The sequence below is a fragment of the Amycolatopsis sp. lyj-108 genome, from assembly GCF_046549005.1.
GTDB lineage: Bacteria > Actinomycetota > Actinomycetes > Mycobacteriales > Pseudonocardiaceae > Amycolatopsis.
The window spans coordinates 172,765-195,647 of record NZ_JAJPWQ010000008.1; the positions used below are offsets into that span (position 1 = coordinate 172,765).

At 68.9% G+C, this 22,883-nt stretch carries 24 protein-coding genes; 13 read left to right on the top strand and 11 right to left on the bottom strand.

What is annotated here, in order from left to right; all coding sequences use genetic code 11:
* Together ACLJO0_RS27720 and ACLJO0_RS27725 are read left to right on the top strand one after the other, a co-directional pair.
* Positions 1 to 1,248: an ROK family protein gene (locus ACLJO0_RS27720; protein ID WP_410581479.1), complete on the top strand. Its 1,248-nt coding sequence runs from the start codon at positions 1 to 3 to the stop codon at positions 1,246 to 1,248.
* A 109-nt stretch (positions 1,249 to 1,357) separates the two neighbouring features.
* Positions 1,358 to 2,584, top strand: a complete 1,227-nt coding sequence (locus ACLJO0_RS27725) for an RICIN domain-containing protein (protein WP_410581481.1) — start codon at positions 1,358 to 1,360, stop codon at positions 2,582 to 2,584.
* Positions 2,585 to 2,690: 106 nt separating this feature from the next.
* Here ACLJO0_RS27725 and ACLJO0_RS27730 read toward each other — a convergent pair whose 3' ends face one another.
* The gene (locus ACLJO0_RS27730; RefSeq protein WP_410581803.1) at positions 2,691 to 3,353 is read right to left on the bottom strand and encodes a GntR family transcriptional regulator; all 663 of its coding nucleotides are present in this window, start codon (positions 3,351 to 3,353) and stop codon (positions 2,691 to 2,693) included.
* A gap of 182 nt (positions 3,354 to 3,535) precedes the next feature.
* Here ACLJO0_RS27730 and ACLJO0_RS27735 point away from each other — a divergent pair, with 182 nt between their 5' ends.
* From ACLJO0_RS27735 to ACLJO0_RS27755, 5 genes are read left to right on the top strand one after another with little or no spacing between them, the layout of a single operon-like run.
* Positions 3,536 to 4,780 carry an MFS transporter gene (locus ACLJO0_RS27735; RefSeq protein ID WP_410581482.1) on the top strand — a complete coding sequence of 415 codons (1,245 nt, stop codon included), beginning with the start codon at positions 3,536 to 3,538 and terminating at the stop codon, positions 4,778 to 4,780.
* A 26-nt stretch (positions 4,781 to 4,806) separates the two neighbouring features.
* Positions 4,807 to 5,601, top strand: a complete 795-nt coding sequence (locus ACLJO0_RS27740) for a putative hydro-lyase (protein ID WP_410581483.1) — start codon at positions 4,807 to 4,809, stop codon at positions 5,599 to 5,601.
* A complete protein-coding gene (locus ACLJO0_RS27745; RefSeq protein WP_125792846.1) occupies positions 5,601 to 6,359 on the top strand; it encodes a LamB/YcsF family protein in 759 nt (252 codons plus the stop codon). Before ACLJO0_RS27740 ends, ACLJO0_RS27745 begins: the two co-directional genes overlap by 1 nt.
* Positions 6,359 to 6,964, top strand: coding sequence for a 5-oxoprolinase subunit B family protein (locus ACLJO0_RS27750; protein ID WP_410581485.1), 606 nt, complete (start codon positions 6,359 to 6,361; stop codon positions 6,962 to 6,964). The genes ACLJO0_RS27745 and ACLJO0_RS27750 overlap by 1 nt, the downstream gene beginning before the upstream one ends.
* On the top strand, positions 6,961 to 7,818 hold the full coding sequence (locus ACLJO0_RS27755; RefSeq protein WP_410581487.1) for a biotin-dependent carboxyltransferase family protein: 858 nt from the start codon (positions 6,961 to 6,963) through the stop codon (positions 7,816 to 7,818). The genes ACLJO0_RS27750 and ACLJO0_RS27755 overlap by 4 nt, the downstream gene beginning before the upstream one ends.
* A 252-nt stretch (positions 7,819 to 8,070) precedes the next feature.
* Here ACLJO0_RS27755 and ACLJO0_RS27760 read toward each other — a convergent pair whose 3' ends face one another.
* The 8 genes from ACLJO0_RS27760 to ACLJO0_RS27795 all read right to left on the bottom strand — a co-directional run bounded on the left by ACLJO0_RS27760 (position 8,071) and on the right by ACLJO0_RS27795 (position 14,820).
* Entirely contained in the window at positions 8,071 to 9,327 is a 1,257-nt protein-coding gene (locus ACLJO0_RS27760; RefSeq protein ID WP_410581489.1) for a DUF222 domain-containing protein, read from the bottom strand.
* 257 nt (positions 9,328 to 9,584) lie between these two features.
* Positions 9,585 to 10,214 carry an alpha-ketoglutarate-dependent dioxygenase AlkB family protein gene (locus ACLJO0_RS27765; protein WP_410581490.1) on the bottom strand — a complete coding sequence of 210 codons (630 nt, stop codon included), beginning with the start codon at positions 10,212 to 10,214 and terminating at the stop codon, positions 9,585 to 9,587.
* Positions 10,202 to 10,339, bottom strand: coding sequence for a hypothetical protein (locus ACLJO0_RS27770; protein ID WP_410581818.1), 138 nt, complete (start codon positions 10,337 to 10,339; stop codon positions 10,202 to 10,204). Before ACLJO0_RS27770 ends, ACLJO0_RS27765 begins: the two co-directional genes overlap by 13 nt.
* 86 nt (positions 10,340 to 10,425) lie before the next feature.
* Positions 10,426 to 11,484 carry a zinc-dependent alcohol dehydrogenase family protein gene (locus tag ACLJO0_RS27775; RefSeq protein WP_410581491.1) on the bottom strand — a complete coding sequence of 353 codons (1,059 nt, stop codon included), beginning with the start codon at positions 11,482 to 11,484 and terminating at the stop codon, positions 10,426 to 10,428.
* A 10-nt stretch (positions 11,485 to 11,494) separates the two neighbouring features.
* Complete coding sequence (locus ACLJO0_RS27780) at positions 11,495 to 11,881, bottom strand: transcriptional regulator (protein ID WP_410581805.1); 387 nt, start codon at positions 11,879 to 11,881, stop codon at positions 11,495 to 11,497.
* A gap of 188 nt (positions 11,882 to 12,069) precedes the next feature.
* The gene (locus ACLJO0_RS27785) at positions 12,070 to 12,753 is read right to left on the bottom strand and encodes a metal-dependent transcriptional regulator (protein WP_125684091.1); all 684 of its coding nucleotides are present in this window, start codon (positions 12,751 to 12,753) and stop codon (positions 12,070 to 12,072) included.
* A gap of 22 nt (positions 12,754 to 12,775) precedes the next feature.
* Positions 12,776 to 13,225 (bottom strand): GNAT family N-acetyltransferase, encoded by a 450-nt coding sequence (locus tag ACLJO0_RS27790; protein ID WP_125791639.1) that lies wholly within the window; start codon positions 13,223 to 13,225, stop codon positions 12,776 to 12,778.
* A gap of 5 nt (positions 13,226 to 13,230) precedes the next feature.
* Entirely contained in the window at positions 13,231 to 14,820 is a 1,590-nt protein-coding gene (locus ACLJO0_RS27795) for an amidohydrolase (RefSeq protein WP_410581492.1), read from the bottom strand.
* 47 nt (positions 14,821 to 14,867) lie between these two features.
* On the opposite strand from ACLJO0_RS27795, the gene ACLJO0_RS27800 reads away from it, so the two are divergent.
* Genes ACLJO0_RS27800 through ACLJO0_RS27815 form a run of 4 tightly spaced genes read left to right on the top strand, consistent with a single transcriptional unit; the run spans position 14,868 to position 18,184 of the window.
* Positions 14,868 to 15,611, top strand: a complete 744-nt coding sequence (locus tag ACLJO0_RS27800; RefSeq protein WP_410581494.1) for an enoyl-CoA hydratase/isomerase family protein — start codon at positions 14,868 to 14,870, stop codon at positions 15,609 to 15,611.
* On the top strand, positions 15,608 to 17,152 hold the full coding sequence (locus ACLJO0_RS27805; RefSeq protein WP_410581496.1) for an ATP-dependent acyl-CoA ligase: 1,545 nt from the start codon (positions 15,608 to 15,610) through the stop codon (positions 17,150 to 17,152). Before ACLJO0_RS27800 ends, ACLJO0_RS27805 begins: the two co-directional genes overlap by 4 nt.
* Complete coding sequence (locus ACLJO0_RS27810; protein WP_410581497.1) at positions 17,143 to 17,784, top strand: TetR/AcrR family transcriptional regulator; 642 nt, start codon at positions 17,143 to 17,145, stop codon at positions 17,782 to 17,784. The genes ACLJO0_RS27805 and ACLJO0_RS27810 overlap by 10 nt, the downstream gene beginning before the upstream one ends.
* Positions 17,785 to 17,842: 58 nt before the next feature.
* The gene (locus ACLJO0_RS27815; protein ID WP_410581499.1) at positions 17,843 to 18,184 is read left to right on the top strand and encodes a hypothetical protein; all 342 of its coding nucleotides are present in this window, start codon (positions 17,843 to 17,845) and stop codon (positions 18,182 to 18,184) included.
* 87 nt (positions 18,185 to 18,271) lie between these two features.
* Here ACLJO0_RS27815 and ACLJO0_RS27820 read toward each other — a convergent pair whose 3' ends face one another.
* Complete coding sequence (locus ACLJO0_RS27820) at positions 18,272 to 19,441, bottom strand: acyl-CoA dehydrogenase family protein (RefSeq protein WP_410581501.1); 1,170 nt, start codon at positions 19,439 to 19,441, stop codon at positions 18,272 to 18,274.
* Positions 19,442 to 19,567: 126 nt separating this feature from the next.
* Here ACLJO0_RS27820 and ACLJO0_RS27825 point away from each other — a divergent pair, with 126 nt between their 5' ends.
* Positions 19,568 to 20,908, top strand: a complete 1,341-nt coding sequence (locus ACLJO0_RS27825; RefSeq protein ID WP_410581503.1) for a cation:dicarboxylate symporter family transporter — start codon at positions 19,568 to 19,570, stop codon at positions 20,906 to 20,908.
* Positions 20,905 to 21,594: a 4'-phosphopantetheinyl transferase family protein gene (locus ACLJO0_RS27830; RefSeq protein ID WP_125791631.1), complete on the top strand. Its 690-nt coding sequence runs from the start codon at positions 20,905 to 20,907 to the stop codon at positions 21,592 to 21,594. Before ACLJO0_RS27825 ends, ACLJO0_RS27830 begins: the two co-directional genes overlap by 4 nt.
* 86 nt (positions 21,595 to 21,680) lie before the next feature.
* Here the strand turns inward: ACLJO0_RS27830 and ACLJO0_RS27835 are convergent, their stop codons facing one another.
* Positions 21,681 to 22,820: an isochorismate synthase gene (locus tag ACLJO0_RS27835; protein ID WP_410581505.1), complete on the bottom strand. Its 1,140-nt coding sequence runs from the start codon at positions 22,818 to 22,820 to the stop codon at positions 21,681 to 21,683.
* Positions 22,821 to 22,883 lie beyond the last annotated feature (63 nt).

The window sequence follows — 22,883 nt, forward strand, 5'->3', positions numbered from 1 at the left end:
ATGGGTATCCGCATGCCTGCCAAGCGCACCACCGTCCGTGACCTGCGGCGGCACAACCGTTCCCTCCTGCTGTCGAAACTCTACTTCGACGGCCCGCTCAGCCGCCACGAATTGAGCGGTCTGACCGGTTTGAGCGCCGCGACCGTCAGCAACGTGACCGCCGAACTCGGCGAAGAACGCCTCATCACCGAAGCCGGGCTCGTCGAGTCCGACGGCGGCAGGCCGCGTGTGCTGCTCCGCGTCGACCCGGCGTACGGCCATGTCGCGGGCGTCGACATCGGCGAGACCGGCGTGAAGGTCGAACTGTTCGACCTCACCATGAACCGGCTCGCCACCGTCGAGCATCCGCTCGCCTCACCCCGGCCGGACGCGGCGGCGGCCGTCACCCAGGTGGCGTCCGGACTTCGCGAGGTGATCACGGAATCGGGGATCGACGAGGCGACCGTGCTCGGTGTCGGCGTCGGCGTCCCCGGCACCGTCGAACAGGGTGAGGCGCTGCGTGTGCACGCGCCCACCATCGGCTGGAAAGAGGTCCCGCTCACCGATCTCCTGCGCGCGGAGGGTGTCGAGCTGCCGCTGTTCATCGACAACGGCGCGAAAACCCAGGGCCAGGGCGAAATGTGGTTCGGCGCCGGCCGCGGCGCCCGGCACGCGGTGATCGTCCTGATCGGGTCCGGGGTCGGCGCGGCCGTGGTCACCGACGGCACCACGTACCGGGGCTCCACCAGCAGCGCGGGCGAATGGGGCCATACGACGATCGTCTACGGCGGACAGGAGTGCCGCTGCGGATCGCGCGGCTGCCTGGAGTCCTACGTCGGCGCGGAGGGCGTTCTCGCCCGCTATCGCAAGGCGCGCGGCGGAAAGGCCGCCTCGGGCGAGGACGAGCAGACGCAGTTCGCCGCCCTGCTGGAGTCCGCGGGCAAGTCCAAGGCCGCGGCCAAGGTGCTGGAGGAGACGGCGGGTTACCTCGGCGCGGGCATCGGCAATCTGATCAACCTGTTCAATCCGGAGCGGATCGTGCTGGGCGGCTGGGCCGGGCTGACGCTCGGCGAGCAGTACCTGCCCGAGATCCGGCGTGTGGCGGGCGAGCACGCGCTGGCGCACGTGTTCGGCCAGACCGAGATCGGACTCGGACAGCTCGGCCCGGACGCCGTCGCCATAGGAGCCGCCACCCTCCCGGTCGCCGCCCTCCTCGACCAGGGCGCGGACCCGCGGACGGCCGGATCGAAGCGCGGCACCGCCGCCTGACCTTAATTCGAGTTCGAAAAATACGTCTTGTCGCAGTGGTAGAGACCATGCATACTTTGTTGCCAGGCACAACAAAGTAGTTCTCTGCCTGCGAAGAGAGGCGACAACGATGTCCATCTCCTCCCGTTTTCGCTGGGCGGCACTCCTCGCCGCCGGCGTCCTCCTCGGCTTACTCCCGGCGACGGCCCAATCCCCGGCCGCCGAGGCCGCGGTCACGGCCGCGACCTTCACCGACGACTTCAACGGGCCCGCCGGCGCGGGTATCGACACGTCGAAGTGGCATTTCGAGACCGGCGACAATGTCAACAACCACGAGCGGCAGTGGTACACGTCCGGGACGAACAACGCGGCGCTCGACGGCCAGGGCAACCTCGTCATCACCGCGAAGAAGGAGAACCCCGGCAACTACAACTGCTGGTACGGGCGCTGCGAGTACACCTCGGCGCGACTGTCCACACAGGGCCAGTTCACCCAGACCTACGGCCGGTTCGAAGCGCGGATGAAACTGCCGCGCGGACAGGGGATGTGGCCCGCGTTCTGGATGCTCGGCGCCGACATCGGCAACGTCGGCTGGCCCAACAGCGGCGAGATCGACATCATGGAGAACGTCGGCTTCGAGCCGAACACGGTGCACGGCACCCTCCACGGCCCCGGCTACTCCGGCGCGGGCGGCATCGGCGCGGCCTACAACGGCCCGAACTTCTCCGACGACTTCCACACCTACGCCGTCGACTGGGCACCGAACCAGATCAAGTGGTACGTGGACGGCAACCTCTACCAGACCCGCACCCCGGCCGACCTCAACGGCAACCGCTGGGTCTTCGACCACCCCTTCTACCTGATCCTGAACCTCGCGGTCGGCGGCTACTGGCCGGGTGACCCGAACTCCAGCACGGTCTTCCCGCAACGTCTCGTCGTCGACTACGTGCACGTCAATTCCAGCGACACGGCCGGGCGGAGCGGCCGGATCACCGGGATCGGCGGGAAATGCGTCGACGTCGCGGGCGCGAACACCGCCAACGGCACGCCGGTCCAGATCACTGACTGCAACGGCAATGCCGCGCAGAACTGGACCATCGGCGGCGACGGCACGATCCGCGCGCTCGGCAAGTGCATGGACGTCTCCGGTGGAGGCACCGCCGACGGCACGGCCGTGCAACTGTGGGACTGCAACGGATCCGGCGCGCAGAAGTGGGCGATCAGCGGCGCGCGCGACATCGTGAACCCGCAGGCGAACAAGTGTCTCGACGCCACCGGCAACAGCTCCGCGAACGGGACCAGACTCCAGATCTGGACCTGCGGCGGCAGCGCGAACCAGAAGTGGACCACTCCCTAGACGTCACCGAACCCCCGCAATTCGGCACCTGGTTGCGATAGTTCGCCTCGCCGACTATCGCAATCAGGTGCCGAATTGCGGTAGAGTGGCACGCGAACTAGCGCAATCAGGTGCCGGGTTGCGTCTGGGAGCGTTCGGCGTAGGCCTCGACGAGCTGGTTTTCGGCGTCGGTGAGGTACTGCGCGAGGAGCTCTTCGGCGCCGAGTCCGTCGCCGGCTTCGATGCGCTCGAGGATCTCCGCGTTGCGCTTGAGGTACGGCTCGTGGAAGCGCCGCGGGTCGGCCATCATGTGGAACACCAGCCGCAACTCGGCCAGAATGCCGCGCATCAGCTCGTCGATCCGTTCGCTGCCGCTGAGTTCCGCGATCGCCGAATGGAACCGGATGTTCGCGGTGCCGAGGTCCTGCCAGCGCTCACTCCGCTCGGCCAGCTTGCCGTCCTCGACCAGGCGCGCGAGCTTCGCGAACGTCGGGGGCTTCTCCGTCACCGCCCGCACCGCCGAGCACTCGACGACCTTGCGCACCTTGTAGAGGTCGACGACGTCCTCGACGGGCAGCACCCGCACGAAGACACCGCGGTTGAGCTCATGGGTCAGCAGCCGTTCGTGCGTGAGCAGCCGGAAGGCCTCGCGCAGCGTGTTGCGGGAGACGCCGAGCGCCGAGCCGATGTCGTGTTCCGACAGCCGGACGCCGGGCAGGAAGAACCCCTCCGCGATACGCGTGCGAAGGACACCCGCGACCCGTTCGGCCGTGCTGGTGCGGCTGATCATGCCGCGATCAGCCTCGAGTCCCTCTACCGAGGCAGGACCACCCTCCGCAATCGTCACGTGACCGATCCTACCTAGGCACAAGAGTCTCAGCCAAGGATCCTCTTGTGGAATTGTTGAACAATCCCTAAAGTGCCTACTCATGTGACCCGTGCCACCCTGAAAAGTCACCTCTGGAGGTGCCGATGAACGCGACAGCCACTACCGAAGACACTCGCCCCTTCGCCTGGTTCCGCACGCTCGGTTCGCGAGGCCGCCGTGCCTTCGTCGGCGCGTTCGGCGGATACGGGCTCGACTCGTTCGACTACCAGACCCTGCCGCTGGGCCTGGCCGCGATCACCGCCTACTACGGCCTCTCCGGCGGCGAGGCGGGCCTGCTCGGCACCACGACGCTGGTGGTCTCGGCGATCGGCGGCATCGGAGCGGGCATCCTGGCCGACCGCATCGGCCGCGTACGCACCCTTCAGATCACCATCGCGATGTACACGATCTTCACCGTGCTCTGCGGATTCGCGCCGAACTTCGAGACGCTCCTGATCTTCCGCGCGCTGCAGGGTCTGGGCTTCGGTGGCGAATGGGCCGCCGGCGCCGCGCTGGTGGCGGAGTACTCGCAGGCGAAGTATCGCGGCCGCACGGTCGCCTTCGTGCAGAGTGCGTGGGCTGTCGGCTGGGCGCTCTCGGTCGTCGTCTACACCGTCGTCTTCAGCCTGTTCAGCCCGGACATCGCCTGGCGCGTGATGTTCTGGACCGGCGTCATCCCGGCGCTGCTGGTGCTGTGGGTCCGGCGCAACGTCCAGGACGCTCCCGTCGCGGAAGCCGCCCGTGCCACGAAGAAGGAACGCGGTTCGCTGGCGGGCATCTTCAAGCCGGATCTGCTGCGCACGACGTTCTTCGCCGCGCTGCTCGCCACCGGTGTCCAGGGCGGCTACTACACGCTCGCGACTTGGCTGCCCAGCTACCTGAAGACCACCCGCGGCCTCACCGTCATCGGAACCGGTGGCTACCTCGCGTTCCTGATCTCCGGTGCGTTCATCGGGTACGTCACCGGCGGCTATCTCACGGATATCTTGGGGCGTAAGAAGACATTCCTGCTGTTCTCGGTGCTGTCGGCGGGTCTCATCGTCGCCTACACACAGATCCCAGCGGGTGCGAACACGCTCGTGCTGTTCCTCGGCTTCCCGCTCGGATTCTCGATGTCCGCGATCTTCAGCGGGTTCGGCGCCTTCCTCGCCGAGCTGTACCCGTCGGCGCTACGCGGGACCGGACAGGGCTTCACCTACAACTTGGGCCGGGCCATCGGCGCGACCTTCCCCGCCGTGGTCGGTTTCCTCGGCGCGGGCGGCGCGATGGTGTTCGGCGCGGTCGGCTACGGGATCGCCGCGCTGGCACTGCTCGGCCTGCCCGAGACTCGCGGCCGCGAACTCCTGTGACCACAATCGGAAGAGGAGGTACCGCGATGACCACCTTCGACGAACCGGCGACGTTGTCCCCCGGCGAGGCCCGCGCCCTGTTCCGCGCGGGCACCGCCCGCCCGACCACCGGCTGGTCCACCGGGTTCACCCAGACCAACCTGATCGCCGTCCCCGAGGACTGGGCCTACGACGTCCTGCTGTTCTGCCAGCGGAACCCGCAGCCCTGTCCGGTGCTCGACGTCAGCGATCCCGGCGACCCGTCGACGCGGCTGGCGCCCGGCGCGGATCTGCGCACCGACCTGCCGCGCTACCGCGTCTGGCAGAACGGCGCGCTGGCCGGCGAACTCGCGGACACGAGCGGGTTGTGGCGCAGCGACATGGTCGCGTTCTCGATCGGTTGCAGTTTCACCTTCGAATCGGCGCTGGCCGCCGCGGGCATCCCGCTGCGGCACGTCGACCAGGGCCGCAACGTGGCGATGTACGTGACGAACCGCGAGTGCGTTCCCGCCGGACGCCTGCACGGGCCGATGGTGGTCTCGATGCGGCAGATCCCCGAAGACCGCGTCGACGACGCCGTGCGCCTCACCCGCGGGATGCCCGCCGTGCACGGGGCCCCGGTGCACATCGGCGATCCCTCCGCGCTCGGCATCGCCGATCTCGGCAAGCCGGATTTCGGGGATCCGGTCGACGCGGAACCCGGTGACGTGCCGGTGTTCTGGGCGTGCGGCGTGACCCCGCAGGCGGCGCTGATGGCCTCGCGGCCGCCGTTCGCGATCACGCACGCGCCGGGCTACATGTTCGTGACCGACAAACTCGACAGTGAGTTCAGGGTGGCCTGATGGACCTCAACAGTGATCTCGGCGAGGGCTTCGGTGCCTGGAAAATGGGTGACGACGACGCCATGCTCGACATCGTCACCAGCGCGAACGTCGCCTGCGGCTTCCACGCCGGCGATCCGTCGGTGATGCGGCGCGTCTGCCAACGCGCGGCGGAACGGGGCGTCGTGATCGGCGCCCACGTCGCCTACCGCGACCTGGCCGGCTTCGGGCGGCGGGCGATGGACGTCGCCCCCGCCGACCTGGCCGACGACGTGCTTTATCAGATCGGCGCGCTGGACGCGTTCGCCCGCGCGGCGGGCACGCGGGTCCGGTACGTCAAACCGCACGGAGCGTTGTACAACACCGCCGCGGTGGATCCCGAGCAGGCCGCCGCGGTCGTCGAGGGGATCCGGCGGTTCCACCCCGGGCTCGCGTTGCTGTGCCCGCCGGGGTCGGAAATGGCCAAGCAGGCGGAAAAAGCCGGGTTCCCCGCGTACGCCGAGGCCTTCGCGGACCGCGCGTACACGCCGGAAGGCCTTCTGGTCTCCCGGAAGCTCGCGGGCGCCGTACTCCACGACGCCGACGAGGTGGCCGAGCGGGCGGTCGCGATGGCGACCACCGGCAAGGTCGTCGCCATCGACGGGACCGAGCTGGCACTTCAACCGCATTCGCTGTGCGTGCACGGCGACACGCCCGGCGCCGTCGAGCTGGCGCGACGGATCCGCGCGGGGCTCGACGCTTCCGGTGTCCACATCGGATCCTTCCTCGAGGCCGCGTGATGCGGGTGCTGCCCTATGGGGCGCGTGCGGCCATGGTCGACTTCGACGATCCGTCGGAGGTGCTCGGGCTGCACGCGTCACTGGAGCAGGACCCGCCGGACGGCGTCCTCGAACTGGTCCCCGCCGCGCGGACCCTGCTCATCCGGTTCGACCCGGGCAGGACCCATCACGACCGGCTCGCGGGCGACGTCCTCGATCGGTCCACAGTGGACGTCAAACCACGCGAGGCCGCCGAGATGATCGTGCCGGTGCGCTACGACGGCCCGGACCTGGTCGACGTCGCGGCCGCCGCCGGCATGTCGGCCGAGGCGGTCGTCCGGCGGCACGAGGACGGGACCTACGTCTCGGCGTTCTGCGGCTTCGCACCGGGTTTCGCCTACCTGACCGGACTCGACCCCGCACTGCACCTGCCGCGCCGGACGAGCCCGCGCACCCGCGTGCCCGCCGGTTCGGTCGCGATCGCGGGCGAGTACACGGCGGTGTACCCGAACGCCTCGCCCGGCGGCTGGCAGCTGATCGGGCGGACCTCACTGCCGGTGTGGGACGTCGAGCGAGAGCCGCCGAACCTGCTGGCACCGGGTACCCGGATCCGGTTCACTTCATGACCGCGAAGATCGACGTGATCCACCCCGGGGTCTTCACCACCGTGCAGGATCTCGGGCGACCAGGGCTGGCCGCGATCGGCGTCGGCCGGTCCGGTGCCGCCGACCGCGGTTCGCTGCGGCTGGCGAACCGGCTGGTCGGAAACCCTGAGGGCCACGCGGCTCTGGAGTGCGTCCTTGGCGGCCTCGTCCTGCGGTTCTCGGCTCCGGCGACCGTCGCCGTCACCGGCGCGCCCTGCTCGATCACCGCGGGCGGGCGAGCTTTCGGCCCGGACTCCCCGATCCCGGTCGGCCCCCGCGACGAACTCGTTCTCCGGATGGCTTCTCGAGGTCTGCGTTGCTATGTCGCCGTGCGCGGCGGCATCGACGTCCCTCCGGTGCTGGGCGCGCGGGCGACCGACACCCTCGGAAAGCTCGGCCCACCCGCGCTTTCGGCCGGGATGACCTTGCCGGTGGGAGAGCGGGCGCTGCCCCACCCCGCTGTCGACCTGGCACCTCGCGCTCCCCTCGCGGATGAGCCCGTCTTGCGAGTCACCGCCGGCCCTCGGGCTTCGTGGTTCACTTCCGACTCACTGTCCACTTTGGTCTCTTCCGGTTACGTCGCCACCGCCGACGTCGATCGCGTGGGCGTGCGACTCGAGGGGCCCGTGCTGTCGCGTGCGCGAGGCGGCGAGTTGCCACCCGAGGCCGCCGTGCCGGGCGCGTTGCAGGTTCCTCCTTCCGGGCAGCCGATCCTGTTCCTGGCCGACCACCCGGTGACCGGCGGCTATCCGGTGATCGCGGTGGTGGACGAAGCGGATCTGGACCAGGCCGCGCAAGTGCGACCGGGGCAACGGGTGCGTTTTCGTCTCGCTTAAGGTTTTGTCTCGCATTTAGTCCCCTAAATGTCGCCCGACATACCACCTCGGGACAGTCGCGCTCGCCCTTGAGGTGGATGAATACGGATGGCCCATACTCGACGCGCAGGACTTCACCCCACGAAGTGAGCCGTGATGCACGTTCGGCCAGCACTCCGATTACTTTGGATCCGCGCACGCTCATTGGCAAAGGCGCGAGCTACTACACTTGCTCGCTCACTGCCTGAGAGACTCGGATTCGGAGGTTTCGGCCTAAATCCTGAGGTGCATGGTGTTTCTCCTTGGTGTTCCGGTGGGGTCGAGGTAGGTGGGGGCGGTGAATTCGGGCAGTCCGTCTTGGGCGATCTGGACTTTCCATTCACTGTGGTGGATGAGCCGGTGGTGCTTGGTGCACAGGAGCACTAGATTGTCGATCTTCGTTTCACCGTGGTGACGCCAGAAGACGATGTGATGGGCGGTACAGCGGGGCACGGGCATGTCGCAGCCGGGGAAGGCGCAGCCGCCGTCGCGGAGGGTCAACGCATACTTCTGGGCGAGTGAGACGGTGCGTTTGGAGCGGCCGATGTCCAAGGGTTCGCCTGCGGTGCCGAGGACGCCGGGTCGGACGCGGGCGTCGCAGGCGAGGATCCTTGCGTCGGTGGCGCTGATCGGTCCGACGAGGTCGAGGTGTGCTTCGCCGAGGTCGCGGATGAGGTCGTCGTAGGACATGGTGATGAGGATGTGGGTGGCTTCTCCGGCTTGGCCGGGGAGGTTGCGGCTGGTGGTTTTCAGGCGGACGTAGTCGGTGAAGGCATCCCCGTAGCGTTCGTCCTGGGTGCGGGAGTCCCGGACGCCGTCGATGGCTTTGTGCGGCTTGGCCATGGGGTCGAGGTCGGATTTCAACCGGGCATACGTTTCGAGGTCAAGCCTGGCCTTGAGGCCGAGCGTGCCGTCACGGTGTTTGACGAACCGCATCTCCGGACGCGTGTCCTTCGGATCCTCGTTGCGGGGTTCTTTCCCGTCGGGGTCGAGTTCGTCCAGCAAGCGCCGCCCGGCGCGAGCGATCTGCCGCGGCCCCGCATGACGAGCCAAATCGACCAGGATCTTCTCCCCGGCTCGTACATCTTCGTCGGGCACAGTGGAGGGGATGCGGGCGAGAGTGCGGATGATCACGTCGATCTGCGAACCGCCGATCGCGCCCTCCGCGGCGGCTGCGGCCGTCAATGGTGCTAGGGGTGGTTCGGGGTCTCCGCCGATAGCCGGGCCGGGATGGAGGGCGAGGACGCGGTCGGCGCGGGCACCGGCTTCCTTGTCCGTCACATGAAAGTCCTCGAAGATCAGCGCCGCTAGTGTCGAATGACCCGAACAGCCGCGCACGCCGCGGGAATTGATTTCCGCGAGGATCGCGTTCTGTTCCGCGTCTATCTGACGCTTCTGGATTTCGAGTTCTTGTTTGCGGGCGTGCAGCGTCGCGGTGTCGACGCGCCACCACTCGGTGGGCGTCGTCGGGGTTGCGTCGTTGCTGGCCACGACCCCCACGATACACCGAATCGAACAGGCGTGCGAGCACGAACGGCCTAGCGTGAAAAGAATCCGAAATGCACATGCAGATAAAGAAGCGAAGCGACCTTAAAGGCGCGAAGAGACCTTAAGACACCTAGCACCGCGCAAAATACGTGACCGAACGGACGGCTCGCGTGATTAGACAGACGGCTCGCGTGACTGGACGGACGACACACCGCAACCGACCAGCGCAGCGCAGCGGGTGACCCGACCTCCAGCCGTCCTCAATCACTCACAAGACCCGAAACCCGCAAAGTGATGTTCAACCGCCCCACCAACCCCAACTCCGGATCAGCGGTTCCCGGCAAGACGCGAGGCACCCCGTGGAAGGCCAGCCGCGACTCGCCGCCGAACACGAACAGATCCCCCGACCGAAGATCCACATCCGTGTACGGCCGCCCGCGATCGACCGTGTTCCCGAATCGGAAGACGCAGGCGTCCCCCAGGCTCAGCGACACGACGGGCTCCAGCGAGGCCTCGTCCTTGTCCTGATGCAGCCCCATTTTCGCGGCGGAGTCGTAGAAGTTCACCAGCGCGATGTCCGGCTCGTACGACGACGGACCGTAAGCGGAGGAAACCGCCCGCCGCCCGAGATCACCCAGCCACGAAGGGAACGGGAGCACCGGGGAGCCGTCGTCGGTCACCTTCGAGTACCGGTACGGGTGCCAGTGCCAGCCGAGGCACACCGTCCGCACCGACATGACGCCGCCGTTCGGGAGCCGTGTCCGCCGGTAGCCGCGCCAGCCTCGGCAGGCTTCGACCAGCCGGCGTTGCTCGTCGAGATCGAGCCAGTCGGGCACGTGCACGGCACCGGGCGCGACCTCGGTACGCGGGCGAGGGATCAGCGCGTCCACGCGTCGAGTTTGCCAGGGCGCGCGCCGATGAGCCGGTGGCCCCGCGCCATCACGCCCGCCTCGGCGAACCGGCGCAGCACCCGCTGGACGAAACGCGGCCGAGACGGGGCATCCATGACTGTCACGGCCGGAGAAGGTGCCACAAACCGGCGACAGAAGCCACCTTTCGGACTACTCCGATCGGCCGGTTGACCGTAGTGCGTTCACCCGGTCACACAGCGAGTTCGACCACGGTCACCCCGGCCTTGGCCGGCACCGGGTCGTTCATTTCGGCGAGCACGGCGGGGACGTCGTCGAGGCCGACCCGTTTGCCGATCATGCCTTCGAGATCGATTCCGGCGGTCTCCACCACCCGCAGCATCTCGGGGTACTCGTGCGCCTGGAGCCCGTGGATGCCGACGAGCTCCAGTTCCCCGCCGATCACGCGGTGCATCGGGATCGGCGCGATGCCCTGCGCGGGCGGCATCAGCCCGGCCTGGACGTGACGACCACGCTTCCGGAGGCTGCCGACCGAGGCCGCGCAGGTGGTCGGCGAGCCGAGACAGTCGAGGGAGACGTGCGCGCCGCCGCCGGTCAGGTCCCGGACATGCGCGGCGACCGCTTCGTGGCCTTCGAAGCGCGACGGATCGACGACCAAGAGCGCGCCCATTCGCGACGCCAGCGTCCTGGCCTGCGGAGACGGGTCGACGGCGACCACCGAAGCACCGGCCGCGACGGCCAGCAGGATCGCCGACACGCCGACGCCGCCACAGCCGTAGACCGCCACCCACTGGCCGGGCCGGACCCCGCCTTGGCGCAGCACCGCCCGGAACGCCGTCCCGAACCGGCAGCCCAGCGCCGCCGCTTCGGCCGAGGACATCGAGTCCGGCAGCGCCACGAGGTTGACCTCGGCGTTTTCGATGGCGACATAGTCGGCGAACGAGCCCCAGTGGGTCGCGCCCGGCTGGAACTCGCGGTCACAGATCTGCTGGTCACCGGCCGCGCACTGCGCGCAGGTGCCGCAGGCGCACACGAACGGCACCGTCACCCGGTCGCCGACCGACCAGCCGCGGACGCCCTCGCCGAGCGACGCGATCCGGCCGGCGAGTTCGTGCCCGGCGACGTGCGGCAGCTTCACCGACGTGTCGTGACCCTGCCAGGAGTGCCAGTCGCTGCGGCACACCCCGGTCGCCTCGACGGCGATCACCACCCCGCCCGGCGGCGTGGCCGGATCCGGCACCTCGCGTACCTCGGGCAGGACCCCGAACTCCTCGAAGACGACCGCCCGCACCTCTACTCCTCTACGTTCCCATCTCCCGGCTTCGCTGCATCACGAGGCCCTCGCCGGGCACCGTACACCGGGCCGCCCGTCCGCGCGGCGGTCCCAAAAGCCGCGACAGGGACCGCTCCGGCACCCCGAGGACGTCCTCGAGATTCTTCAGCACCAGCAGGGATTCCGGCCGTTCGGGACGGCAGCGGCCGGACTGCCAGTGGCTCAGCGTCGCGAGGCTGACCGAGCACCCCCGCCCTCTCAACCGGTACCGGATCCGATCGAGGCCGAGACCCCTCACCCTGATCGCCACCCTGAGGGCGTCCGCGAAGGGCCCTGTCTCCAGCAGCCTCCTGAGTTCACGTCCTTCCGCCACCCCCCGGTCGATGGTGTGTGTCCGCTGACCGGTCATCTTCATCGCCTTCGTACGCTCGCTAGCCACCCGGAATAGCGCAGCCTAGGCGCGTGAACACATGATCGGAAGGGCCTTAGATCACCTATCGGCCCGGCATGTGGGTGAAGTGCCAAGGGCCGAATTATGCAGGGACGTACGGAAAATTCACACCGCGCGCACCATTCGAAACGCGTCCACAGTGGACACGCCGGTCAGCGCAGCGCGACCGACAGTGCCTGCGCGATCTCCTTGCCGATCGCGTGCGTCGCCGCGTCCGGCGGTGAGCCGACCTTGACCACCATGGGGCCGCCGAAGGGCTGGCGTTCGACGACCTCGATCCGCTCGCCGAGGCCGATCGAATGCTCGGTCAGGTAGCGCAGGAGTTCCGGGTCGGTGTCCCAGACGCGGACGATCTCGCCGACCGCGCCGGGCGGGAGGTCGTCGAGGATGCGCATCGGCATCTCCTCGACGCTGCCGTCGGGGGCGGGGATGGGGTCGCCATGTGGGTCGCGCACCGGGTTGCCGAGCTTCGCCGCGATCCGTTCGACGAGCCTGTCCGACACCGCGTGTTCGAGCGCGTCCGCCTCGGCGTGCACCTCGTCCCAGGTGTAGCCGAGCTCGGACACCAGGTACGTCTCGATCAGCCGGTGGCGGCGGAGCACCGAGCGGGCCAGCAGCCTGCCTTCGGTGGTCAGCTCGATGCCCCGGTACGGGACGTGCGCGACCAGCCCGAGCTGGGACAGCTTGGTGACCATGCCGGACGCCGAAGACGGGCTGACCTCCAGCCGTCCGGCCAGCGACGTGTTGGTGACGGCCTCACCGCGTTCCACCAGCCCGTAGATCACCCGGACGTAGTCCTCAACGGACGACGACCTGCGGCTTGCCCCTTCACCCATGTGTGCGAGTTTACGGCTTGGCTCACTTCGCGTGCGGCCGCCAGCGGTACCGGATCCAGCCGGGGACGGGCTCGGCGCCGAGCTGGGCGTAGAACGCCTCGCCCTTCTCGTTGCCCTCCTGCATGTCCCATTCGACCCGGCCGGGCGTCCGCGCGCTCAGCTCGTCGAGCAGCTCCCGCCCGAGGCCGAAACGGCGGTGTTCCGGGCGCACGAAGAGGTCGTCGAGCCAGATCCCGGGCCTGGCCTCCCAGGTGGAGAAGTTCCAGCTGCAGAAGGCGAAGCCCGCGACCTTGGCCGGCTCGTCCGGCGGGGTGGCCAGCAGCACCCAGGCCTTCGGATCGGGCCCGAAGAGGAACCCGGCCATCTCCTGCCTGTCGAGCTTCAGATCGTGTTTGTCCTCGTAGACCGCGTGCTCCTCGATCAGCGCGCAGATCTCCTCGATGTCGTCCGCGACCGCGTCCCGCACCGGCATGGGTCTCAGCTCCGTTCGTAGACGATGTCGCCGCCGACGGCGGTGGCGACGACGTTGATCGAATCCAAAGTGGACTCGTCGGTCGGGTCGGCCGAGAGGACGGCGAAGTCCGCGAGCTTGCCGACCTCCAGCGTGCCCAGGTCCTTCTCGGCGAAAGCGGCGTACGCGGAGCCGTACGTGTACGCGTGCAGGGCTTCGGCGGGCGTGAGCCGCTCATCGGGACCCAGCACGACGCCGGAAGCGGTCTTCCGCCGCACCATGTCGGCCAGCGCGAGCAGCGGCGCGCCCTCGACGACCGGGCGGTCGGAACTGGCAGGCAGCACGCATCCCGCGTCGAGCAGGCTCTTGAGCCGGTAGCACCACGGCTCGCGCTCGGGGCCGAGCGCGGCCCGCATGCCGTCGCCGATCTCGTTGACGAACCGGCCCTGCGGCGAGGCGATCAGCCCCAGCGACGCCAGCCGCCGCAGCTCTTCGGGCCGCAGCACCGCGCAGTGCTCGATGCGGTGCCGGTGGTCGGGCCGCGGGTCGGCCTTAAGCGCGGCTTCGTAGGCGTCGAGGACGACAGTGATCGCGCGGTCGCCGATGGCGTGCGTCGCGATCTGCCAGCCTGCCTTGTGCGCGGCGGTGATCGTCCGCGCGATCTCGTCCTCGGGCACCTGGAAGTAGCCGACGTTGTCCGGCTCGCCCGCGAACGGCTCGTGCATGGCGCAGGTCCGGCCGATCAGCGACCCGTCGGCGAACAGTTTCATCGCGCCGATCCGCAGCCATTCGTCGCCGAACCCGGTGCGCATCCCCAGGTCGAGGCCGAAGCCCGCCCCCGCGTCGAGCTCGTGCAGCACGCTCGCCGCGACCATCACCGTGCTGCGCACCCGCAGCACGCCGCGATCACGCGCCAGCTGGTACGCGGCGAGTTCGGCGGGGGTCTCCCCCACGAGACCCCCGCCGATCCCGGCCTCCTGGACGCTGGTGATGCCTTCGGCCAGGTACTGCTCGCTCGCCCTGTCCAGGCCGCGGACGACGGTCTCGATCGGCGTCGGATAGGTCAGCGGCCGCAGCATGAGCTGGGCCTGTTCCCGCAGCAGCCCGGTCGGCGAACCGTCCTCGTCGCGGACGACGTCGCCGCCGACGGGCACGTTCCCCAGGTCCAGCCGTTCCAGGACCGCCGAGTTGACCACGGTCATATGCCCGGACGTGTGCTTGAGCCGCACGAGGTGGCCGGGGGCGGCACGGTCCAGCCCCTGCCGCGTCGGGTGGCCGCCGACGAGCTTGTTCTGGTCGTAGCCGCTGCCGATGATCCAGCCGCCCGGCGGCGTTTCGGCCGCGCGCCGCGCGACGGCGTCGTACACCTCGTCGACGCTGCGGCAATCGGACAACGCGACGTCGTCGAGCGCCATGCCGAACCAGGCCATGTGGTTGTGCGCGTCGTGGAAACCGGGCACCACCACCGACCCGCCGAGGTCGACGCGACGTTTCGCGGAAAGCGCGGCAGCATCGTGACCCAATGCGACAATTCGTCCGTTCAGCGCCGCAAGCGCTACGGATTCCCCCGTTCCAGTGAGGAACCGGGCGTTCTCGTAGACCGTGTCGACCCGCATGGATTCGACCCTATCGATCGATCGATCGGTCGTCTAGGCTCGGTGTCATGAGCACCGTGGACTACGCACTCGACGACGGCATCGCTTTGATCTGGCTGGACCGCCCGGAGCGCCTCAACGCGGTGGTCCCCGAACTGGTCGACGACCTGCTGGAGGCCCTCGACGCGGCCGCCCACTCCGACGCGCGGGCGGTGGTCCTCGCCGGGCGGGGGCGCGCGTTCTGCGCCGGGCACGACCTCAAGGAGCCCACCCCGGAGGGTGATTCACGCCCGAGGCTCGACCGGCTACAGGACGTGACGCGCCGCCTCCGTGGACTGCGCCAGCCCGTCATCGCCGCCGTCCACGGTTACGCGATCGGCGCGGGCGCCGAGTTCGCGATGGGCTGCGACCTGATCCTCGCCGCCGAAGACGCGGTGTTCGCCTTCCCCGAGGTCTCGCTGGGCCTGAGCGTCACCGGCGCGGCGTCGCGGCTACTGCCGTTGCTGGTCGGCCCGCTGAAGGCCAAGGAACTCCTGCTGCTGGGTGACCGGGTGAGCGGCACCAAGGCGCATGAACTCGGCCTGGTCAACGCGGTCCTGCCCGCCGACGACCTGATGGACACCGCGCTCGCGTGGGCGGCCAGGATCGCCGCGCATCCGGCGGCCGCGGCCACGATGGCCAAACGCGCCCTCGATTCCGGCATCGACAGTTCGCTCGACGCCGCGCTCGAACTCGAAGTCAGCCACGCGCTGATCACCGAACACTCCGCCGAGGTCGCCGCCTCGGCCGAGGCCTTCCGGAGCCGGACATGACCTCGCTCGCCGGGATCGACACCCTCCTCGGACTGACCACCAGGGCCGCCGCGCGCTGGCCGGACAAGACGGCGTGGATCTTCGACTCCACCGGTGAGAGCTTCACGTTCGCCGACGTCGACGCTCGCAGCACGGAGTTCGCCCGCGCGCTGCTGGCGCTGGGCGTGGAGCCGGGCGACAGGGTCGCGGTGATGCTGCGCAACCAGCCCGAGTTCCCGTTGCTGTGGCTCGCGTTGGCCAAGATCGGCGGCGTGCTCGTCCCGGTCAACACCGGATACCGCGAGTTCGACGGCGCCCACGTGCTCCGGCATTCCGGCGCCCGGTTCGCCGTCGCGGCCGAGGAGTTCCTGGAGCTACTGGACAAGATCGCGCCGGAGACCTCGCTGGAACGCGTGCTCACGCCCGGCGAACTGACCGGTTCCGTGGCCACCCCGGACTTCGTGAGCGAAGGCGAACGCCCGGTCAACATCCAGTACACCTCGGGCACCACGGGCGCGCCCAAGGGTTGCGTACTGCCGAACCGGTACTGGACGACCCTGTCCATCAGCCTGGCCACGGACTTCCCCATGGTCGGCGCCGACGACGTCATCCTGACCGCGCAACCGTTCCACTACATCGATCCACAGTGGAACGTCGCGCTGGGGCTCGCGGGCGGCGCGACGCTGGTGGTGCTCGACCGCTTCCACCCGTCCACCTTCTGGGAGAAGGTCCGTGAACACGGCGTCACCTGGTTCTACTGCCTCGGCCTGATGCCCACCCTCCTGCTGCGCCAGCCGGAAAGCGAGCTGGACAAGGCACACCAGGTCCGCGCGATCTGCGCCTCGGCCATCCCCCGTGACCTGCACGCCACGCTCGAAGCACGCTGGGGCACACCGTGGTACGAGGCCTTCGGCATGACCGAGACCGGCGGTGACATCCGGATGTACCCGGCGGATCACGAGGAGACGGTCGGCACCGGCTGCCTCGGCAGGCCGGCGCCCACCCGCGAGGTGATGATCGCGGACGAGGCCGGGAAACCGCTGCCACGAGGGGAAACCGGTGAGCTGCTGATCCGCGGCGTCGGCCTGATGCACGGTTACCACGACGACCCCGAAGCGACCGGGCGCGCGTTCGACGGCGGCTGGTTCCACACCGGCGATCTGGCCACAATGGACGCCGAAGGCCGCGTGTACTACGTGGGCCGCACCAAGGACATGATCCGCCGCAGCGGTGAGAACATCTCCGCCGACGAGGTCGAGCGGGCACTGCAGCTGCATCCGGCGGTCAAGCTCGCCGCCGTCATCGCGGTGCCGGACGACATCCGCGGCGAGGAGGTCAAGGCGTACCTCGTCCTCGACGAAAACGAGGGACACAGGTGTGAACCGGCCGAGCTGGCGGAGTTCTGCTCGGCGAAACTGGCCTACTTCAAGGTTCCCCGGTTCTGGGCCATCGTGACGGAACTGCCGATGACGCCGTCGGAACGCGTCGCGAAGGGCGAGTTGAAGAAGGCGGAGGACCTCCGCGCGGGTTCCTGGGACAGGACCACCCAGACATGGCTCTGAACACCCGCGACCGCGTGCGGCAGGCGGCGGTGAAACTGTTCGCCACCAAGGGGTTCCACGGCACCGGCATCCGGGATCTGGCGCAGGAGGCCGAGCTGTCGTCCGCCAGCCTCTACCACTACATGGGCACCAAAGAGGATCTGCTGGTGACCATCATGAACGAGTCGCTGCGGCGCCTGCTCGACGCGGCCGAGCAGGCGACCGCCGGGCTCGCCGATCCCGTGTCGCGGCTCGGATCCCTGGTGGCGCTGCACGTGCTCGCGCACGCCATCCAGCCGGATGACACCCGCGTGGTGGACAACGAGGTCCACGCGCTCACCCCCGGCGCCAGGGCCGGGGTGGTGGGGCTGCGCGACGCCTACGAAAGGCTGTGGGCGGACGCCATCGAAGACGGGGTCGCGGCGGGCGTCTTCCGCACCGATCAGCCTTCGGTCACCCGGCTCGCGCTGGTGGAGATGTGCAGCGGGGTCGCGCGCTGGTACTCGCCGAGCGGGCCGCTCACCCTGGACCAGCTGGCCGCCCACTACGCGGAACTGGCGCTGCGGGCGCTCGCCTGCGAACGCCGGCTGGACGTCACGGCGCTGCAAAACTGCCGTGAAGTGGTCTCAAGAGTGTGGCGAGTGCCCGTTTAGCGGCGACTTTAGGTCGGTACGCCTTGCTCAGACGGCTTCTCTGGGGGACGCTCGAAGGGTGACTGAGCAAACGATCCAACTCGAACTGGACGACTCGGGTCTCTCGCCGGCGTTGCCGGTGCCTTCGAACCCCCGTGATCAGGTGCAGGACGTCCCCTACCGCCCGGTGGGATTCCGGGACGACGACCTGCCCACGGCGCTCGAACGGTGCGCGACATGGCTACGCCAGGCTCAGGAGTGGCTCGGGGAACCGGTCGATGTGCTGGCCGTCCATCTCGACTACGACGACCGCAAGGGTTCGCCGTACTACGACGTGAAACTTCTCTGCAACGAAGAGGACCTTGCGGGGGTCCCGATCGCGATGCGGAATCAGAAGGACGAAGACGAAGAAGAAGACTAGAGAGACCGACGCTATGAAAGGTCCTTTCCTTGCAAATTTTGCAAGGAAAGGACCTTTCATTGCACTTGGGAGAGGTGTCAGACAGCGTCAGCCCAAGGTGCCGCCGACCTTGACGTGCCCCTTGAGCAGGTTGCGAGCGATGGTCCGGCGCTGGATCTCGTCGGTGCCCTCGTAGATCCGCAGCAGCCGCAGTTCGCGGTACCAGCGCTCGACCGGCAGTTCCCGCGTGTAGCCCATCCCGCCGTGGATCTGCAGGACGCGGTCGACGATCTCGTTCGCCTTCACGCCGCCGTACAGCTTCGCCATCGACTGCGCGTGCCGCGAGTCCAGCTTCTGGTCGACCTGCCAGGCGGCGTGCAGCACCAGCCAGCGCAGGGCCTCCAGTTCGGTGCCCGAGTCCGCGATCATCCACTGGATGGCCTGGCGTTCGGCGATCTTCTGCCCGAACGTCTCCCGCGTGTTGGCGTGCTCGATGGCCATCGAGATCAGCCGCTCGCAGGAGCCGATGGCGCGGGCGGGCAGCAGGTAGCGGCCGGCGCCGATCCACTGCATGGCCAGGTCGAAGCCGTGGCCGAGTTCGCCGAGGATCTGTGTCTCCGGCACGCGGACGTCCTCGAAGACCAGCGCCGCCGGACCCCATTCGCCCATGGTGTCGATGTACTCGGACTTCCAGCCCGCGTCGCGGTCGACGAGGAAGCAGGTGACGCCGCCGTTCGCGCCCTTCTCCGGGTCGGTGATCGCGAACACCATCACGAAGTCGGCCTCGTTACCACCAGTGATGAAGGTCTTCTCGCCGTTGATGACCCAGTCGGTGCCGTCCTTGCGGGCGGAGGTCCGGATGGCCTTGGCGTCCGAACCCGCGCCGGGTTCGGTGATCGCGAAGCACGACTTGCGCTCGCCCGAGATCGTCGGGAGCAGGTAGCGCTCCTTCTGCTCGTCGTTGGCGTAGTACAGGATGTTGTCCGCGGAGCCGCCGAAGCGGAACGGCACGAACGTGCGGCCGAGTTCGGCCTCCAGCAGCGCGGTCATCACCGCGGACAGGCCCATGCCGCCGTACTCCTCAGGCGTCTGCACACCCCAGAAGCCGGATTCCTTGGCCTTCAGCTGCAGTTCGCGCAGCTCGTCGGAGGTCAGGCCGGGCTGGCCGGCGCGTTCGCGGCGCAGCACCTCCTGCTCGCGCGGCATCAGGTCGCGCTGGACGAAGGTGCGCACCCAGTCGCGCACCTCGCGTTCCTCGACGCTCAGAGAGAAATCCATGGTCAGCCCGCTCCTGTTCGACAGTGACTAAGCGCTCGCTTAGTTCAGCGTACCGCTTCGGTTGTCGTTCGCCGAGGAGTTGTCATAAGTTTTCGCAACCTGTCCCCACCTCGTCGAAGGGCACCCATGAGCACGGCAGCACCCGCGGCGAAGCGGGATCGCACCCATTACCTCTACATAGCCGTCATCGCGGCGGTGGCGCTCGGCATCGCGGTCGGCATCCTGTTCCCCGAGTTCGGCAAGGAACTGAAGCCGCTCGGGACCGGGTTCGTGAACCTAATCAAGATGATGATCTCGCCGATCATCTTCTGCACGATCGCGCTCGGCGTCGGCTCGGTGGCGAAGGCGGCGAAGGTCGGCCGCGTCGGCGGGCTCGCGCTCGGCTACTTCCTGATCATGTCGACGGTCGCGCTGGTCATCGGCCTGGTCGTCGGCAACATCCTCCAGCCGGGCAGCGGACTGCACCTGACCCCCGAGATCGCCGAAAAGGGCCAGGACCAGATCGCCAAGAGCGAGGGCACCGTCGAGTTCCTGCTCGGGATCATCCCGAAGACGCTGGTCTCGGCGTTCACCGAGGGCGAGGTCCTGCAGACGCTGCTGGTCGCGCTGCTCGCCGGGTTCGCGCTGCAGAAGCTCGGCACGAAGGGGGAGCCGATCCGCCGCGGCATCGAGCACATCCAGCGGCTCGTGTTCCGGATCCTGGCGATGATCATGTGGGCGGCCCCGGTCGGCGCGTTCGGCGCGATCGCCGCCGTCGTCGGCGAAACCGGCTGGAAGGCGCTGCAGAGCCTCGCGGTGATCATGCTCGCCTTCTACATCACCTGCGCGCTGTTCGTGTTCGTGGTGCTCGGGCTGATCCTCGGCCTGCTCGCCAGGGTCAACATCTTCAAGCTGCTGAAATACCTCGGCCGCGAGTTCCTGCTGATCCTCTCGACGTCGTCGTCCGAGTCGGCGCTGCCGCGGCTGATCGCGAAGATGGAGCACGCCGGCGTCTCCAAACCCGTGGTCGGCATCACCGTGCCGACCGGGTACTCGTTCAACCTCGACGGCACCGCGATCTACCTGACGATGGCGTCCATCTTCATCGCCGACGCGCTCGACAAACCGTTGACCATCGGCGAGCAGATCTCCTTGCTGGTGTTCATGATCATCGCGTCGAAGGGGGCCGCCGGGGTCACCGGCGCGGGGCTCGCGACGCTGGCGGGCGGGCTGTCCTCGCACCGGCCGGAGCTGGTGGACGGCGTCGGGTTCATCGTCGGCATCGACCGGTTCATGTCCGAGGCCCGCGCGCTGACGAACTTCGCGGGCAACGCGGTCGCGACCGTGCTGATCGGCACCTGGACCAACGAGATCGACCGCGAGCAGCTCGACCGGACGCTGGACGGCCGATCGCCGTTCGACGAAGCGACGCTGCTCGACGAAAACGCGAGTGATGCAACGGCGGAATCGGGTAAGAAGGAGACGTGATCGAATGTGCGGTCCGCTGGTCCCCGCCCCTGCCCGCCGAACCCCGGTTCCTTGCCTTGCTCGACGAGCTGGAGCAAGGCCGGTACGGAAGCTACCGCCAGGACATCGACAAACGCCGGTTCCTGACCGGCCGCGTGCTGGCGAAGACCGTCGCCGCCGAGCGACTCGGCCTGGCCGTCGAGGACGTGAGCTTCGACGCGACCTGCGATGACTGCGGAAAGCCGCACGGCCGCCCCCGGGTGCCCGGCGCGCCGCTGATGCTGTCGATCTCGCATTCCGGCGACCTCATCGGCGTCGCGGCCACCGCGGGAACCGCGGTCGGCCTCGACGTCGAGACGGCCACCAGGCGGGCCGAGGACTCGCTCATGGAGTACGCGCTGACCCCCGCCGAACTGGCCGCGATCTCCGGGCTCTCCGACGACGAGCGCGCGACGGCGTTCTTCACCTACTGGACGCGCAAGGAAGCGGTCATGAAGGCCACCGGGAAGGGCCTCAAGATCCCGCTGCAGAGCATCACGTTCTCCGGCTACGACGAGCAGGCGCGGCTGGTCCGGTCGAGCCATCAGGCCCTCGACCCGGACCGGACCCGGCTCGCGGACCTGAAGGCGGCCGAGGGCTACCGGGCCGCCGTCGCGCTGCTGACCTCGGACGACATCTCGGTCACCGAAGCCTTCGCGACCCTCTGACCCCCGCAATTCGTCACCTACTTGCGTGGGCGCTTACCGGCGCCGGGCATCGATCGGGCGCAAGTAGGTGACGAATTGCGGCGGTTCTAGATCTCCAGGCCCATGGCGGCGAGCAGGGTGCGGAACTTCGCCGAAGTCTCGTCGAGCTCGGTCCGCGGGTCGGATGCGGGCACGATGCCGCCGCCTGCGTACAGCCGCATGGAGGTGTCGGCGATCTCCGCGCACCGGATCCCGACGGCCCACTCGCCGTCTCCTGCCGCGTCGACCCAGCCGACGGCGCCCGCGTAGTACTCGCGGTCGAACGGCTCCAGTTCCCGCACCAGCGAGCGTGCGGCATCGGTCGGCGTACCGCAGACGGCGGGGGTCGGATGCAGCGCGGCGGCGAGGTCCAGCGCGGTGATGTCCTGGTCGAGCAGCTCACCGGTGACGGTGGTCGAGAGATGCCAGATCGCCGGCGTCGAGACGAGTTCGGGGCCGCGGACGTCGAGGGTGCGGCAGAACGGCCGCAGGATCTCGACGACGGACTCCACCACCACGGCGTGTTCGACGTGGTCCTTTTCGGACGCGAGAAGCGCCTCACCGTTCGCCTTGTCGATCGCCGGGTCCGCCGACCGGGGCATCGACCCGGCGTGCGGCCGGGACAGGACGGCCCCGCCGGTGCGGGACACCAGGAGTTCCGGGGTGGCGCCGACCAGCGTGCGCCCGCCGGGCAGCTGCGCGGCGTACGTGGTGTGCCGGGGGTTCCCGTTCGCCAGGTTCCGGACGACGTCGGCGACCGGAACGGCCTCGGAAAAGTCGAGATCGAGCGCGCGGGCCAGGACGACCTTGCGCAGGTCCCGGTCGCTCAGCGCCGAGACGGCCGCGCGGACGGCGGCCAGATGCGCCTCCGGCTCGGGCACGGAAGTGACCTTGACCGGCTGCGGAAGCGCGGTGCGCGGCGGGACGGCCGCGTGGTCGGACGTCGCGCGTTGGACCGCACGGGGCAAGACCAGATGCCCCGGCGTCGAGGTGGTGTCGAAGGGCAGCACGCCGACCGCGATCGACGCGCCGGTGTCGGCGAACAGACCGGGGAGTGCCCCGGAAAGCCGCGCCGGATCGGTGTCGGTCGCGGTGGCCGCGGCCCCGCTCGCGAGGAGCGCGTGCCGCGCCGTGGCCAGGAGGAAGTCGCCCCGCTCGTAGCGGGCGGCCAGGTCTGCCGGGGTCGCCGGTGCGGTACTGGTCGTCACCTCACCAGCGTCCCAGGCTCCGGCTGAGACCAGGGAAAAGTGTTGTCCGGGCAACAGCCTCTG